This window comes from Terrimonas ginsenosidimutans (assembly GCF_022012415.1).
Classification (GTDB): domain Bacteria; phylum Bacteroidota; class Bacteroidia; order Chitinophagales; family Chitinophagaceae; genus Terrimonas_A; species Terrimonas_A ginsenosidimutans.
On sequence record NZ_JAKLTR010000025.1, the window covers coordinates 46,655 to 62,625 of the forward strand.

A 15,971-nucleotide genomic window follows, 5' to 3' on the forward strand; every position below is an offset into this window, starting at 1 on the left:
CGTCCAAAGTTTGACGGGATCTTAGGCAGTGAAAAATGGTGACAAGCTGACACGCTGAGGGCGATAAATCTTTTGAGCGACTGGCGCAGGTTCCCTCCTCCAGCGATTTAATTCCAATGTCGTTTAGTTACGGTTTGCCTGGCGTAGAAGTAGCGCGGCGGACGCGGCGATACGCAGCGTACGCAACGTAAACAGCCATAGAACATCTTGTATTTCGCCGCGCTCTCCGCGTATCGCCGCGTTCGCTGCGTTACTTCAGGGCTGCTAACTAAACGATAGTGGATTTAATTCCCGCTGTTGAGACATATCTTTTTCACTTCCAATAATTGACAACGCAGATTACGCTGAAGATCTCCATAACCGGAAGATCATCAGCATAATCTGCGTTGCGAATGTGGTCAAAGTGCGACTAAGCACGCATCCCAGGCTGAGCAGGCCAAATCGGCGTCATCAGCGGGAGTCTACACAAGCCCGGTCAGGACTAGTTTGGCGTAGAATCTTTCGGAGTGCCACTTATGATCGTGCTGCTTCCACCTTCAATGGTTGAGTTTGGAGCAGTTTTTTGTTTCGAATAACGCTCTTCGATCGCCTCCAGCACTCTCAGGAGAGCCTCGTTGATCGGCGCTTCCGTGCTTGCGATGTCTGCGCCATAGAGTTCAGGGCGTGTATCGCGCAGATTCTCATAATATCTCTTCTGCTGTTCCATATCCTTGCGAAGATCTTTACGGATCTTGTCGGCGAGATCTGTTTTGCCTGCTTTGTAAGCGGCTTCCAGATAAAGCAGACCTGTTTGGTTATGGCTGCTGAAGCGGCCGGTCATTGCATACGGAAGATTTTCCGGCAGGATACCTGCTTCAACTTTTTCCAGCAATTTCTGCGCGTCGCTTTGTCTGCCGATATCTGCCATGTTACCCGCAGCTTCTGCATAAACAGAACGGATATTCAACAGGTGACGGCGGTTCTCTTCATCATAGTAAACGCCGCTTTTACCAGCACCACCGAAGTCGAACTTGGTCATGAGGTTATTGTACATGAAGTCGGTGTTATTATCACGGACCGGCGAACCACCCAATCCAATGCGGCGCATCATCGTGTCGGTTGTCCAGTTAGCCTGCGGATATTTGTTCACCACCGGAGTCAGTCGATAAGCCATACCGTCTTTGCGGAGGTAAGGGAAGAAGCCCAGTTCTCCGTAAGGAGATGTGAAGTAGATCGGTCTTTTCCATTTGTTGGCTGCGATGATGTTAAGGATCATCAGGTCGCTACGCAGGAAAGCTTCATTCAGCTTGCCTTGCGGGATCTCGATGAGCATTGGTGCAACGACGCTGTCATCGGCGTTAACGGTTCCGTTTGCTCTTACCACAGCCTGGTCCACCGGAATGCTGAGGCGTGATACAGGGAATGTTCTTGTGCCAACGTCTCTTCCTGTTTCAGGGTCGAGCATCTGTTTACCCAATACGGTCTTCATTACGTATTCGAGAGGATAGAACGTGTTCTTATCGGTATTCGGAGCCTGCTGATAGCGCATGTATTCACGGTTGTGACCTTCGATCTGTTCAGGCGTCCAGATCACATCTACAGAATCAGCCTGGTTAACTTTGGTACGGAGCTGGTTGATATACCAGTCGATACCCAGGAGGCTGTTGTTGATGATGCGGATGTCGGGGCGGATGCCTTCCACTTCCTGTGCATACCAGAGCGGATAAGTATCGTTATCACCGAAGGTGAAGATGATCGCGTTTGGTGCACAGCTTTCGAGATAATCTTTTGCCAGATCCGGAGCGAGTGTTTTGCTGCTGCGGTCATGATCATCCCATTCCTGTTGCGCCATCAGTACGGGTACTCCAAGGCAGATGATACCTGCTACGAGGTTGAGCATTTTCCAGTTTTGTCCGCCTGATGAGAGTGCGCGTGATAAGAGCGTGATGATCGCTGTTACGGCGGCAAACAAGGCAGTGACAAACACGCCTGTCATGAATACGCTGCCGGCAGAACCACGCAATGAGGCCATGATGGTGATGAGGAATGTGAGTGCCGATCCATAGGCCAGTACATTTTTGAATGTAAGCTGATCTGCTTTCTCCCTGGCCATCTTCACAAAGGCGACCACCGCAAGGCCGATCCAGATCGCGAAGGCATAGAACGATCCCACGAAGGCGTAGTCACGTTCCCTTGGCTGATTCCCTGGCTGGTTAAGATACAGAACGATCGCGACGCCGGTAAAGAAGAACAGCAGGAAGCTGACGATCCAGTCTTTCCGGTTCTTCAGGAACTGATACACGCAGCCGACGATACCAAGTATGAATGGCAGCATGTACAGTTTGTTATGTGCTTTATTGTTTTTCAGGCTGTCTGGCAGCATGGTTTGGTCGCCCAGACGGTTGTTATCGATAAATGGTATTCCACTGATCCAGTTTCCATCGCGTACGGCGCCCATGCCCTGGACATCATTCTGTTTACCGGCAAAGTTCCAGAGGAAATAACGCCAGTACATGGTACTCATCTGGTAGGTGAAGAACCATTCCATGTTATCGCGGTAAGTAGGGGCTTCATATTTTCCGGTCTGCTGATCCTGTCCCAGACCAAGCCATTGAGCATAGAAAGAAGCGTGGTATTGATCATTGCTGGCGTCCCAGACACGTGGGAACAATTGCATGTCTTTGCTTTCATAGCGGTATTCGAGCGAGCGTCCAACCGCTTCATACTTCTTTTCGCCTTTTACATATTTCTGTTCTCCGTAGATATAGGGATCGCTACGGTCGATCTCTGCGGAGAAATGTGGTCCGTATACCAGCGGAGCGCTACCATATTGTTCGCGGCTGAGATAGTAAACAAGGTTGATCGGGTTGTCAACGTTGTTCATATCGATCGCCGGGTTTGCGTTGGAGCGGATCAGTGCGGTGAAATAGATAAAGTAGCCGAGCATCATGAATGCATAGCACCAAAGGCTAAGTTTGAGTATGCGGAGTGCAGCAGCTTTCATGAAGTATCCAAGCAGGGCGGCAACGCCAACGAGCAGGATGAACTTGATGATCATCATGCCGCCTTCAGCCGTTGCTATGAATGGCCATGCTGAGATCACCAGGAAGAGTGCGAACCAGACGATCACTTTAGTCTGGTTGAATGATTTCTCTTTGAAAGTAAGCGCCCATCCGATCAATACTGCAAGCAAGATGAAATAGATAGTAAATCCGGAGAAGAAAGGCAGGCCGACAGAGTTTACAAAGAATACGTCGAAGATACCTGCTGCCTTCATTGAGTATTGTATAACTACCACCTGTACGATACCGGTGATCAGACAGCCGATCAGGAAGGCGACAATGGCTCCTTTGGTTGTAGGTTTTGTATAGTGACGGTAGTAGTAGATCATTACGATCGCAGGGATCGTCAGGAGGTTCAGCAAGTGAACACCGATAGACAGCCCCATCATAAAGAACAGGAAGATGATCCATCTGTCTGCGCGCAGACGTCCGGCAAGATCATTTCCTGCATGTTCATCAGCATGTTCCCATTTCAGCATACACCAGAATACGAGTGCGGTAAAGAAGGAGGATAGTGCGTACACCTCACCTTCCACAGCACTGTACCAGAATGAATCACTGAAGTTGTATGCGAGTGCACCGACCACACCTGCGGCCATGGTGGTGAAAAGTTGCTGACCGGACAATTGTTCCCCGGCGGTTACAAACATTTTGCGGGCGAAATGGGTCACACTCCAGAAAAGGAACAGAACAGTAGCGGCACTGGCGAGGGCACTCATGAAGTTCACCGCATTGGCTGCTGTTTGTCCATCACTGCCAAAAAGGATAATAAAAAAACGGCCGAGCAATACGAATACCGGGGCTCCGGGAGGGTGAGGGAGCTGAACTTTATAGGCGCTGGCGACAAATTCGCCGCAATCCCATAAGCTGCCTCTGGCCTCGCGGGTTAACATATACGTTGCAAGTGAAACCAGGAACACCGCCCATCCGGTAAGGTTATTGACTTTTCTGAAGTTCATACAGGGGTTTATTTTGAAAGAAAGCAAAAATAGGGGTTACGGGGCTGAAAATTACACCTTTCGTAGTTCGCCTGACAGAGGAATGGCCGCCTGAGTGGATTGATGGCCGATGAACGATGGCCGATGGCCGAAATACCTGTCTGACAGTCTGTTTTGCCGTTTTGTTATTGGAAAGTAAAAATACTAACCAGGAGATACTTCGTAGAGACGGTGTGAGTCATCTAAAATAATATTCTGTTAAAGTTTGGGATGCTATCGAACCGATTTTTTGAAAGCGATGGTGGCCGATATCGGTCATCCGCCATTAGTCATCTGTATTTGCAAAGCTCCGGCGGACTGAGTCGTTTATCCGAAGTGAACGCGGACAGTCTGATACGACAGCTGTCCCTGCATCCGGCTGAAAGCCTGGGAGCTTTTTTCGGAGAATCCTTTGAGGCCAAAGAGGCCGGCGGCATTTCCTTTATTGATGGCGATCTCCAGGTAGCCGGCGCTGTTGAAAAGTGCGAGTTTTTCGCCTTCGGGAACATCAGCATAGGATTCGCTGATCTTGTCGATCACTTCATCGCGTTTGAATACGATCCGGAAGGCGCGGCCTTTACGTTGCTCTTCGAACTGTTCGTGAGTGATATTGACAATGACGTTCTCGAAATTGTCGATAAAGATGATCTGGCCTTCGATAAAGTTTTCATCGAGGGCAGGGCGGAGATGACGCTTCTCCATATATACAGGGTCTGGCAGGCCGATCTCCCGGATGGCTACTCCCTGAACAAGTTGGTTGACGGCATTCGCCATTACGGCCGTCAGTGAGATGGTGTTCCGGGGTTTTGATCTTTCCAGTGGTATACCGATCACCATTTCGGGCGTTTCTTCCAGGATCATCGTGAGAAGGCCATTGTCTGCACAAAGAAGGTACTGGTTATTGTGAAATGCCAGGAGCAGTTGTTCCGGCTTTTTCTCAAAGAGGTTCACTAGGATCAGGTGATACGTAAAATCCGGGGAATTGCGGATCGCGCTGCGGCAAACATAAGCTGCCTGCGGATAGTTGAATGGCGGAATATTATGGGAGATGTCTACGATCTGAAAATCGGGATTGATCTGCAATAATTGCGCTTTCACCACCCCCACCAGGTAGTCAGGACTGCCAATATCTGATGTGAGGGTGAGAAGGGGCATAGGGCGATCGAAAAGGTTTTAAAGGTTTAAGAGTTTGAGCGTTTGAGGGTTTAAGGCTTCGAAAGGTCAGTGGCTTGAAGAAGTAGTAAATCACGAAATTAAGCTACAAAAGCCCATTACATCCAGCGAACGTTTAAACTTTAAAACTTTTAAACGCTTAAACTTTATTTCTACTTGATGAGTTGTCCTTTTTTGAAGAAAAACCGGTGTGTAAGTTTATCTGCCAGTTTAGGAAAGAATTTATTCAGGAAGATGGTTTGTTTGCCTTGTAAAGTCAGCACCAGTGTTCTTTTCTTTTTCTGGATGGAACGCAGGATGTGTTTGGCGCATTCTTCGGCGCTCATCATTTTTGATTCGTCCATGGATGTTTCTCCGTGAGACTGGCCGTCTTTATTAAGAGCGGCATGACGGATATTGGAAGCGGTGAAGCCCGGGCAGACCCACATTACGTGAACGCCGTCGTCCATCAGCTCAGTTTTGATGGCTTCGAGCCATCCCTGCAGGGCGAATTTGCTGGCGGAATAAGCGTTCCGTCCGGGCAATCCGCGATATCCGGCGATGGATGATACGCCGACGATCGTTCCCTTTCTTTCGATCAGGGAATTGAGCGCGTATTTTGTGCAATACACTGCTCCAAAAAAGTTGATCTCCATAACTTTTTTGGTCACTTCGGTTGTGGAATCTTTCAGAAGGGCGCGCATTGAAACGCCCGCATTATTGATAAGGACATCTATACCGCCAAAGAACTTGATAGTAGTTTCCATAAAGCGTCTGCAATCATTTTCGCTGCTGACGTCGGCCACCATTGTATGAAGAGGAGATGATGGATAAGAAGCCTGTAAACGGTACAGTTTATCGTGATCACGGCCGCAGGTAGCCACTTTGGCGCCAGCCATCAACAGGTCGTCAACCAATGCTTTTCCAATCCCGTCGGTTCCGCCCGTCACCACTACCACCTTATCTTTAAAGTATGAATCCATGCGAGTGTTTTTCTAACGCAAACCTACTTTAAAATCGGGAAGAATCGGCTGTTGGGTGGTGGTTAATGTTGGTTAAGTGAGAGAGACCGCAGACGGTCGTCTGTATTGATCACTCTTTCGTCAATTAGCAGCAGAGGGGCATGAGGCGCCAGGCTGTCAATTAATGGATGGTTGGCGAAGCAGGAGCGCAGCGGGCGCTGCGTTCCTGCTACGCCAACCAGTTCGTTAGTTGAAGGCTATGGTAACGTGTGAGGGCGGTCTCTCTCACCCAAATACATTAATTTGCCAGCATGAACCCGATTGAAATAAGAACCGTGAACACGACACGCTATGTGACGCCATTGCGCGAAGGTGGTTCACTGCCCGCTATCGCCGAAGCGGACGATGGTTTTCTGTATGTGCTGAAATTCCGTGGCGCAGGGCAGGGCGTTAAAGCCCTGATCGCTGACCTGATCGGAGGAGAGCTGGCGCGTGCAGCAGGACTGAAGATACCTGAGATCGTTTTTGCAAATCTTGACGAGGCCTTTGGGAGAACGGAGCCTGATTGGGAGATACAGGAATTATTGCGGAAAAGCGAAGGGATGAACCTCGGATTGCATTATCTCTCCGGCGCGATCACCTTTGATCCCGCCGTGAATAAACCCGACGCGATGCTGGCATCAAACATCGTATGGCTTGATTGCCTGCTGACGAATGTCGACCGCACTGCCCGGAATACGAACATGCTGATCTGGAAAAGAGAACTCTGGCTGATCGATCACGGTGCATCGCTTTATTTTCATCATTCCTGGGATAACTGGAAGGAACAGGCTTTGCGGCCTTTTGTGCAGGTGAAAGATCATGTGTTGCTACCGTGGGCTACTGAGCTGAAAGAGGCGGGAGAACAGTTCAAAGCGATCTTTACGCCCGAAAGGATCAGGGCCATACTTGCCATCGTACCAGATGAATGGTTGCTGGCGGAGCATTTTGATACAACAGCGGCAGAGATCCGCGAAGTATATGAACAGTTTTTGATCACCCGGATCAACTCATCCGAAATTTTTGTAAAAGAAGCGCAAAATGCAAGAGAAGCACTTGTTTGAATATGCCGTAGTCCGCGTTGTGCCACGGGTGGAAAGAGAAGAATTTATCAATGCAGGGATCATCCTGTATTGCCGCGACCAGCGTTTTCTTGGCGTAATGATCTCTGTTGATGAACAACGGCTGCATGCGCTTTGCCCTTTGCTGGATATAGATGAGCTGAGAGAACACCTTCTTGCGTTCGAACAGATCGCGCTGGGAAACAAAGAGGCGGGGCCGATTGCAAAACTCGATCTTGCGGGAAGGTTCCGCTGGCTGACCGCCACCAGGAGTACCGTTGTGCAGGCGTCCAAAGTCCATCCCGGTCTCTGCACTGATGCCGGTGAAATGCTGGAGAGGTTGCATGGGCAGCTGGTGAAGTGTTGATCGTTGTCCGTTGACCGTTGACCGTTGACCGATGACCGATGGCCGATGGCCGATGACCGTTGCCTGATAAATGAAGTTTTGGTCTGCAACAACTGGTCAATGAAGGATAAATATCAATAAAGGGGATTTCCGGACAACGGACAACGGACAACGGACAACGGATACCGGACAACGAAAAAAATGTGAGGGATGGCAATGAGAGCTTCGCTATCTGTCGTTAACTTTCGCCACCATTTATACTATCATACAAGCCATGAACCGTTATCTAAGCAGCAGCCTCGTTCTGCTATCGATTTTCCTTTGCGTAAATGCCGGTGCGCAGAATAAAAAGGCACGGATCGACTCGCTCTTAAAGCACTCCGCGCATCTGGGCATATTGAATGGAAATGTGCTGATCGTGGAGCAGGGGAAGACATTGTACCAGGGTTCATTTGGCTTTGCTGACGCGGCCAGAAAGGTCAGGCTTACCCCGCAGCACCGTTTTCATATCGGTTCGATCGCCAAGGAGTTCAATGCCGTAGCGATCATGATGCTGGAGGAGCAGGGCAGGTTATCCCTCGACGATAAGCTCTCCGTTTTTATCAGTGGTCTTCCGCGTTGGGCAGATAGCATTGAGGTAATAAACCTGCTTCAATACACCAGCGGATTACCCGATCTTAAATGGAATACGGTGACCAGCGATGGGCAGGCAATGGAAATGTTCCGGCAGATCGCAAAGCTGGATTTTGTTCCCGGTTCTCAATATGCGTATAATAACAGCAACACTTATTTTCAACGGCGGATCATTGAGAAGCTGACGAAAACAAGCTTTAATAATTATGTAAAGAATGCGTTGTTGAAACCCACGGGAATGTATTCTTCCGTCATTGATCCGCTGGAAACCGAACCGCTGATGGCGAAGTCTTTCAGCAGGGAAGGCGTTCAGGATCCGTTGACATACCCTCAATCCGGCTGGACGGCGGTCACCCTCGATGATTTTTACAAATGGAGCCAGGCGATCAATTCTTTCAGGTTGCTCACACCTGCGTCCACACAGGTCCTTCTGATCCCGTTTGCACCAAACAAACAAACAGGACTGGGCGGGGGAGCGATGAAGGACCGTAAGATCCAAACACATGTGCATGATGGCTCCGCCAGGAACTACCAGGCTTTGCTGGATGTGGATGCCACTAAGGGGCGGACCATCATCTGGATGACCAATAGCCGCAACGCGCAAATGTTCGCCGTGACCGAAGCCATCAAACAGATCCTTAATGGCGAGCCCTACAAGCTTCCCAAAAAGTCTGTATTTGAGCTTATGCAGAAAAAAGCAGATTCTCTCAGCGGTGCAGCTCTCATCAAATATTATAATGACCTGAAATCCACTCTCGCCGCCGATTATACGTTCGACAGCGAGGCTGAACTTAATATGCTGGGTTATCAACTGATGAACAAAGGTCGTCTGGATGATGCCATCGCCGTGTTCACCTATAACACGAAACTCTTTCCTTCGTCGGGCAATGTATTTGACAGCGCAGGCGAGGCTTTCTATAATAAAGGTGATTGGAAACAGTCGTTCAACTATTATACAAGGTCTGTGATCCTCGATTCAACCAATCAGGGAGCGCGGGAAAAGGTGATCGAACTCCGTAAAAAAATTAACGCGAATGTTCACTAATTGCCGCGAATGCTCACTAATTGCCGCGAATGCTCGCTAATCACGTGAATTCCTTTTGGTCCTTCTGATGTCTAGATCATTCTATTCACTGTATAAAGCGATTTTTTACAGGCTCTGCTGATCTCAAAAACCATTCTCTGAAATCAACCGGGAATTCGCGAAATTCGCATCATTAATTCGCGTCATGAACTCGTTTACTCTTCCCAATACTCCATTTCAGATCGAGCTTAGCTTTCAGCAGGTAGTGGCAAAGCTGGAGAGCGTGGCTGCCGATCCATCCGATGAAGGATTTGAACGGGCAAAGAAACTGTTGAAAGAGCTCGAATCATTTCCTGAATTCGCGGAAGGGATCACAGATGCATCCCAGGTTCAGGCTCACAGCGATCTGATCAGCCGGTTGCTGGTGGATTATTTCCCACCCGCGCTTACGCTGAATGAGATCAAGGCGGTCAACCTGCCCTATCATAATATCATCTTCAATCATAGCCAGCGTTTTCTAAACATACTGAATGCGGCTGGTGCGGATTTTGAGATCGGCATCCGGAATTTCGATGAACATCAATCATACGTATTGAGCTGCTGTATCATCCTGAATGAATATTATGGAACATACCTCGATTTTTCCAAACCATTGTTCTATGATATTCCCACAGCAGATGGGATAGTGCGTCATTACAAGATCCTGTACAATGCGGATAACCTGGATATTCTTCCGACAGATAAGGCGGTGCCGCTTACTGCTGCAGATATCGACCTGCTGACCAATAATTATGACAATCTTTCTCTCTGGAAAGAAAAGTTTCCGCTGGGAAGCTGGATCCTTCGCGGGTTCTCTATCATGACCCTGATAGATGTTACCGTGGAAAATGCCGTTTCTATACTGAAAGAAAAATTACTTGGACTGAACTCTATTGGATTTCATACCAGTGTAACATCTATATTCCGCTCTATTTACCGTCTGCCGGAAATGCAAGTGGGGTTTACCCTTTATAACCAGGAAGGAGAGCAATTTAATTTGGACGGCTTTGGCCACCAGATGCACAGTTATATCCTGGATAACGAAGACCAGGGCAAAGCGAATGAAGTATTGTGTTCTAAATCATATAACTGCCTGATCGCTGACCGGAAATATTTTTCAGTGTCTGATATCGATGAGTTCTTTCGTGATGCCGAGGTCAGTTGCCTGGGAAAGCGATTCATGGATCAGGATATAAAAAGTTTTATCCTCGCTCCGGTGATCAAGAACGGAAAGTTATTGGGGATACTTGAACTGGTGTCTTCAAAGAAAAAAGATCTCAACAGTATTAATGCCCATAAGCTGGAGGTGGTGATGCCTTTTCTGACGGATACGGTAGAGCGGATGATCGTTGAGCTGCAGAACCAGGTGCAGGCGATCATACAGGAAAAGTATACGTCGATCCATGAAAGTGTATACTGGAAGTTCCGGGATGAAGCACAGAAGCTGATATCGGCGGATCTCGATGGGGAGAAATACCAATTAAAGGAGATTGTTTTTCCGGGAGTATATCCCTTGTACGGCCAGATAGATGTAAAGGGATCATCCGAAATGCGCAATTCCAGTGTGCAGAAAGATCTTCAGCGGCAGTTGCAGGAGTTGATCATGTTATTGAAGAGACTCAATGTAGATGAACCGTTCGGCGAGGAGATTACCTTTCTTTCTGTTCATCTCGAAGAATTGATCGACGCATTCAAAGCAGGGACGGAGCAGCATATCAATAACTACCTTGAAAGCCGTGTGCATTACCGGCTTCGCCAGATCAGGGACATGAGGTGGAAACCGGTGATCAATTCCTATTTCCAGGAAACGGAGGGGGAGACAGGTATCTTTCATACTTACCGGCGGATGTATGAAAAAACGATCTCGATGATCAACGAACGGATCGTTGGAATACTCGACAGCAGGCAATTGGTTGCACAGGTCTTGTATCCGCACTATTATGAGCGGTTCAAAACAGATGGAGTGGAGCATAACCTGTATGTTGGCCCGTCTATTGCTCCCACGCAGCCCTTTGAAATAAAGCGGTTGTATGAACTGCGTTTATGGCAATTGCAGGTGCTTTGCGAAATGGAGCTGGCGCATAATGACCTGAAGCCAAAGTTGCCGTATCCAATGGATGTGACCACCCTGATACTGATCCATCAGTCTGCCATTGCCATCCGTTTCAGAATGGATGAAAAGCGATTTGATGTGGATGGCAGTTACAATGCGCGTTTTGAGATCGTTAAAAAAAGGATCGACAAAGCTTATATCCGGAACACCAGTGAAAGGATCACTAAAACAGGAATGATCACGATCGTTTATTCCAGTGAAGAAGAGGCGGAAGAGTATTTCGGATATATCAGTGTGTTGCAGGCGCAGGGCTTACTTAAACAGGATGTAGAACAATTTGATATAGAAGATCTGCAGGGCGTATCCGGACTCAGAGGGATGAGGGTGAGTATTCATCATAAGGGAGGGGGGTGAGGGGGGGAAAAGTTTAAAAGTTTAAAAGTTTAAAAGTTTAAAAGTTTAAAAGTTTAAGAGTTTAAAGTTTATAGTTTATAGTTTAACGTGTAATGTGCATGGTGCTTAAGCGGAGGATATTTCGGATGAAAAGCTGTAGCTGAAAAAAGACAAACTTTTAAACTTTTAAACTATTAAACTCTTAAACTATTAAACTTCCACCCTCACGCCTTCCTCCCGCTTTTATATTTTACCGAAAAATCTTACTTTTGCATTCTCCAATAAACAGGTAACATCGATGTAGAATGAACTTTCTTCCGGGCAAATAGCAATACAGCCATTCGAGGCTGATTTTTATTTATCTAAAAGAAAGGTTTATGCTTATTCTTCAAGATGTTATGTATAAACATCCGAATCAGGATGTATTATTTTCCGGTCTTGATATGACCGTTCATTCAGCACAAAAAATTGCATTGGTTGGTAATAATGGTGCAGGGAAATCGACCCTGTTGAGGTTAGTTGCGGGAGAACTGCCATTAACATCCGGTTCTGTGTTCCTGGATGTGAAGCTTTATTATGTGCCGCAGTTGTTTGGCCAGTTTGATCATTTAACTGTTGCGCAGGCTTTGCGAATTGATCAGAAACTAACGGCATTGCAACAGATCCTGCGTGGGGAGGTGAGTGATGAAAACATGCATCTGCTGGATGATGACTGGTCTATAGAGGAGCGTTCGCGCGAGGCTCTTGCTTACTGGCAGCTTAATGATGTAGACCTGATGCAACCCTTATCTGATCTAAGTGGTGGACAGAAAACAAAAGTCTTTCTAGCAGGCATCGCTATTCATCAACCAGAACTTGTATTGCTGGATGAGCCAAGCAATCACCTGGATATGGCCGGTCGCGGTTTGCTGTATGACTATATTACCCATACCAAAAACACGCTGCTGGTAGTTAGTCATGATCGTGCTTTGCTGAATCTGCTCGACCAGGTGTTTGAGTTAAACCGTAAGACGATCACCGCATATGGTGGCGATTATGAATTTTACAGAGCGCAGAAGGCGATCGGGATCGAAGCACTGCATCACGATCTGCACAGTAAAGAAAAAGCTTTGCGCAAAGCAAAGCAGGTTGAGCGGGAATCAATCGAACGTCAGCAAAAGCTGGACGCACGCGGAAAGAAGAAGCAGGCGAAGGCTGGCCTGCCTACGATCTCCATGAATACTTTCCGCAACAATGCGGAAAGGAGCACAGCGCGTATGAAAGGTGTCCACGAAGAAAAAGTTGATGGTGCTTCAAAGGAACTTGATTCATTGCGAAAGCAGTTACCTGGTGCAGATAAAATGAAAATGGATTTTGATGATTCATCGCTGCATAAAGGGAAGAGACTGGTTGTGGCGGATGAACTGAACTTCCGTTATGCCGACGAATGGCTTTGGGCAACACCTCTCAGTTTTCAGATCAACAGTGGTGAGAGGGTTGCCATCCGCGGAGATAATGGTAGCGGTAAAACGACATTGGTCAGGTTACTTCTTGGAGAGTTGGTTCCTTCATTGGGATCTTTGCAAAATTCTGCATCAAGAATGGTCTATATCGATCAGGAATACTCACTGATCGATAACAGCAGGAATGTGTATCATCAGGCGCAGAAATTTAATACCGGTTCCCTGTCTGAACATGAAGTAAAAAGCAGGCTTACAAAATTCCTGTTTGATAAAGATAATTGGGACCGACCGTGCGCGGCACTAAGCGGTGGGGAGCGAATGAGGCTGGTATTGTGTTGCCTGACACTGGACCCTATTCCGCCTGATATCATCATTCTTGATGAGCCGACGAATAATCTTGATCTTCAGAATGTGGAGATACTGACCAATGCTGTAAATGATTATAATGGGACGCTGATCGTGATCTCACATGATGCTTACTTTCTGGAACAGGTAAATGTGACGGGACTGACGGAGCTCTGAGGATATTGTACCCGGGCATTCAGGCCTTGGGGTTGCAGTGTTCAATATTGGGGTTGCAGTGTTCAATATGGGTATCATACGGGCGCAGGAGGGGTGGTATGCGCTCTTCCTGCCTTTTTTTTATACAGATGTTGAGTATGATCGGCCTGGCTTATCGGGCAGCAGCTATCGCTGAGATGTATTCCTGCAAGGAAGTGTTGCCGCGGATCGGGTCTGTTGGTGTCGTGAGGGTTTCTGTCAATACCAATGCGGTCATGTTAGAAAATGATAATGCAGCCTGGTCTGAAAATCCCATTCCTGTCATCTCATCGATCCATTCGGGACGCGGTATTTCTACCGGTTCAACTTTTTGTTTCAGCGAATGTGAAAATGCTGCTGCTACATCTGCCGGCGAATAAGTTTCAGGGCCTTCGATAAAATAAAGCCCTTCATTTTTCTTTTCATCGAGCAATAGTCCCGCAGCGAACTTCCCAATGTCTTCGGGTGCGACCATAGGGAGTTTGAATGATGGAGGAAAAAAACTGTAGAGCTTATGTTCGTTTTTGGCGGATTCAAGGCACATATCCCAGTTGCTCATATAATAAGCCGCGCGGACAATGCAGGATGGAATGTCCAGTTTGTGAAGTCCCTGCTCCAGTTTGTAAAGCGTTCCAACATCGCCGATATTATCACCGGGTTGCGCGCCGTAGGTTGATTCGGCTACGATCTTTTCAATGGGGGAATCTTTGACAGCTTCCAGTATGCTGTTGATCGTTAGTAATTCTTCGACGGTTGTATCGGAGTGTGGTGATGCAGGGGGATTCAGGAGGAAAAGGTATTTTCCTTTGCTGAAAATATTTTTCAGGGCAGTGGTGTTACGGATATCAGCAATTGCGGTAACTGCTCCTTTCTTTTCCCAAAGTGCTGCGTTATTTGGACTCCGGGTAATGATCGTAATTTCCTGCTGCTGATCCAGCAGGTGTTGTGCTACAGCGGATCCTATATGGCCGGTGGCCCCAAGTATGATATACATAACCAATGTTTGGAGATAGTCTGAAAGGATCATGCCGTACTCTCCGGGAGTGCCAGCTTCCGGGAAAAGACTGTTCATCTATTATTCCTGTCGTTTATCTATTGTTGATAAATCATCGCTTACCATGCAGCTAGCTTTGACGGGTAAAATCAAACGTGATGAAAAAGTTGCTTATCAATACCCTGACCGGACTGCTGCTGCTGCAGTTTTTTGCCTGTAAGAAAGATAATTCGCCACAGCCCCCTGCGCCGGCAGCATATAAAAGGCCGGGGTCAATTCTTTACAATTTGGAGCATAATGGAACCACCTGGGAGAGAAACGGTTTTATGTTGCTGGACCTGGATCATGCAAGCAATAAGGATAAGTCCTTTCTGGTAGTGGATGTAAAGCAGGTTGGGGTTGACGGGGTTCGCTTTGAATTAAAGAAAGGGCCCATGCCGATCGAGAGCCTTGCATCCAATTGGCCGGCAGAAGTCCGTTCTGTAGGTTTTGGGCTTAGTAATGATATGACGGTTAACGCGAGTATGCGGCTGCAAGCTCAAAATACTGGTCCGGTTTTTAATTACCGGTATGATTCGATCCATAAATTTTCAACGTCAATTGTGGTCTACAATTATTTGAATAATCCATTATGGGCGGGTTCAATGGCGGGAAAAGCTCCGCAGGCCAGGCTTGGTTCCTGGATTGCCGATGCAAACGATAATGCCATACCGCAGGATATCATCTACTATTTCAAAGAGGCGGCGTGTTCCAATGTGTCACAACCGGGCTTAGGCGGTTTACCGCTCGTTGATTATTCGGCCGGCTTGGGAATTCAGGCGGACTCCTGGAAAAAGATCGATGCAGCGATGACCGTGGAAGGTGCGATCTATAAGCGGTTGTATTTTGATGTGGATGAATGGAATTTTTTTATGATAAAAGATTGGTGTTATGCGAGCTATGGAAGCCGTTGTGAAAAAAATGGCCGGCAGGAGGTAAAATGGATGAGCATGGATACACTGATGGACTGGCCTGAAGGCTGGGGACCAAATTAAGGACCGGCTAAAAGCGCAGGAATCGCAGGCGGCGCGAAGGGACGCTGAGAGAACTAGATCATCTCCGCAGATGGCTGATCTGATTTGCATTCTCAGCGTCCCTGTGCGCTTATTGCGATACGCCCGGTAAGCTCTGCTGAAATATTCCAATCCGCAATATTTCAGTTTGCCTGCCTTCTGCTTCAATTTTACCACCATTCACTTGGTTCGGGGTTGCATTTTACGTATCGGGTCGTATTTT

The 15,971-nt window shown here is 47.5% G+C and carries 10 protein-coding genes; 6 read left to right on the forward strand and 4 right to left on the reverse strand.

The window, feature by feature from the left end; genetic code table 11:
- Positions 1 to 481 precede the first annotated feature (481 nt).
- From LZZ85_RS25930 to LZZ85_RS25940, 3 genes are all read right to left on the reverse strand, one after another.
- Complete coding sequence (locus LZZ85_RS25930; protein ID WP_237876591.1) at positions 482 to 4,000, reverse strand: glycosyltransferase family 117 protein; 3,519 nt, start codon at positions 3,998 to 4,000, stop codon at positions 482 to 484.
- Between the two features lie 345 nt (positions 4,001 to 4,345).
- Positions 4,346 to 5,173, reverse strand: coding sequence for an SAM hydrolase/SAM-dependent halogenase family protein (locus tag LZZ85_RS25935; protein ID WP_237876592.1), 828 nt, complete (start codon positions 5,171 to 5,173; stop codon positions 4,346 to 4,348).
- Positions 5,174 to 5,343: 170 nt separating this feature from the next.
- Positions 5,344 to 6,153, reverse strand: coding sequence for an SDR family oxidoreductase (locus LZZ85_RS25940; protein WP_237876594.1), 810 nt, complete (start codon positions 6,151 to 6,153; stop codon positions 5,344 to 5,346).
- A gap of 290 nt (positions 6,154 to 6,443) precedes the next feature.
- Between LZZ85_RS25940 and LZZ85_RS25945 the strand changes: the two genes are divergently transcribed.
- The 5 genes from LZZ85_RS25945 to LZZ85_RS25965 all read left to right on the forward strand — a co-directional run bounded on the left by LZZ85_RS25945 (position 6,444) and on the right by LZZ85_RS25965 (position 13,684).
- Positions 6,444 to 7,235, forward strand: coding sequence for a HipA family kinase (locus LZZ85_RS25945; RefSeq protein ID WP_237876595.1), 792 nt, complete (start codon positions 6,444 to 6,446; stop codon positions 7,233 to 7,235).
- Positions 7,213 to 7,599: a DUF3037 domain-containing protein gene (locus LZZ85_RS25950; protein ID WP_237876596.1), complete on the forward strand. Its 387-nt coding sequence runs from the start codon at positions 7,213 to 7,215 to the stop codon at positions 7,597 to 7,599. The genes LZZ85_RS25945 and LZZ85_RS25950 overlap by 23 nt, the downstream gene beginning before the upstream one ends.
- Before the next feature lie 253 nt (positions 7,600 to 7,852).
- Complete coding sequence (locus LZZ85_RS25955) at positions 7,853 to 9,256, forward strand: serine hydrolase domain-containing protein (RefSeq protein ID WP_237876597.1); 1,404 nt, start codon at positions 7,853 to 7,855, stop codon at positions 9,254 to 9,256.
- A 184-nt stretch (positions 9,257 to 9,440) separates the two neighbouring features.
- Positions 9,441 to 11,741: a GAF domain-containing protein gene (locus LZZ85_RS25960; RefSeq protein WP_237876598.1), complete on the forward strand. Its 2,301-nt coding sequence runs from the start codon at positions 9,441 to 9,443 to the stop codon at positions 11,739 to 11,741.
- Positions 11,742 to 12,097: 356 nt separating this feature from the next.
- Complete coding sequence (locus tag LZZ85_RS25965) at positions 12,098 to 13,684, forward strand: ABC-F family ATP-binding cassette domain-containing protein (protein ID WP_237876600.1); 1,587 nt, start codon at positions 12,098 to 12,100, stop codon at positions 13,682 to 13,684.
- A gap of 151 nt (positions 13,685 to 13,835) precedes the next feature.
- Here the strand turns inward: LZZ85_RS25965 and LZZ85_RS25970 are convergent, their stop codons facing one another.
- Positions 13,836 to 14,774 carry an NmrA family NAD(P)-binding protein gene (locus LZZ85_RS25970; protein ID WP_237876601.1) on the reverse strand — a complete coding sequence of 313 codons (939 nt, stop codon included), beginning with the start codon at positions 14,772 to 14,774 and terminating at the stop codon, positions 13,836 to 13,838.
- An 80-nt stretch (positions 14,775 to 14,854) separates the two neighbouring features.
- On the opposite strand from LZZ85_RS25970, the gene LZZ85_RS25975 reads away from it, so the two are divergent.
- Positions 14,855 to 15,730 carry a hypothetical protein gene (locus tag LZZ85_RS25975; protein ID WP_237876602.1) on the forward strand — a complete coding sequence of 292 codons (876 nt, stop codon included), beginning with the start codon at positions 14,855 to 14,857 and terminating at the stop codon, positions 15,728 to 15,730.
- The last annotated feature ends 241 nt before the right edge of the window (positions 15,731 to 15,971 follow it).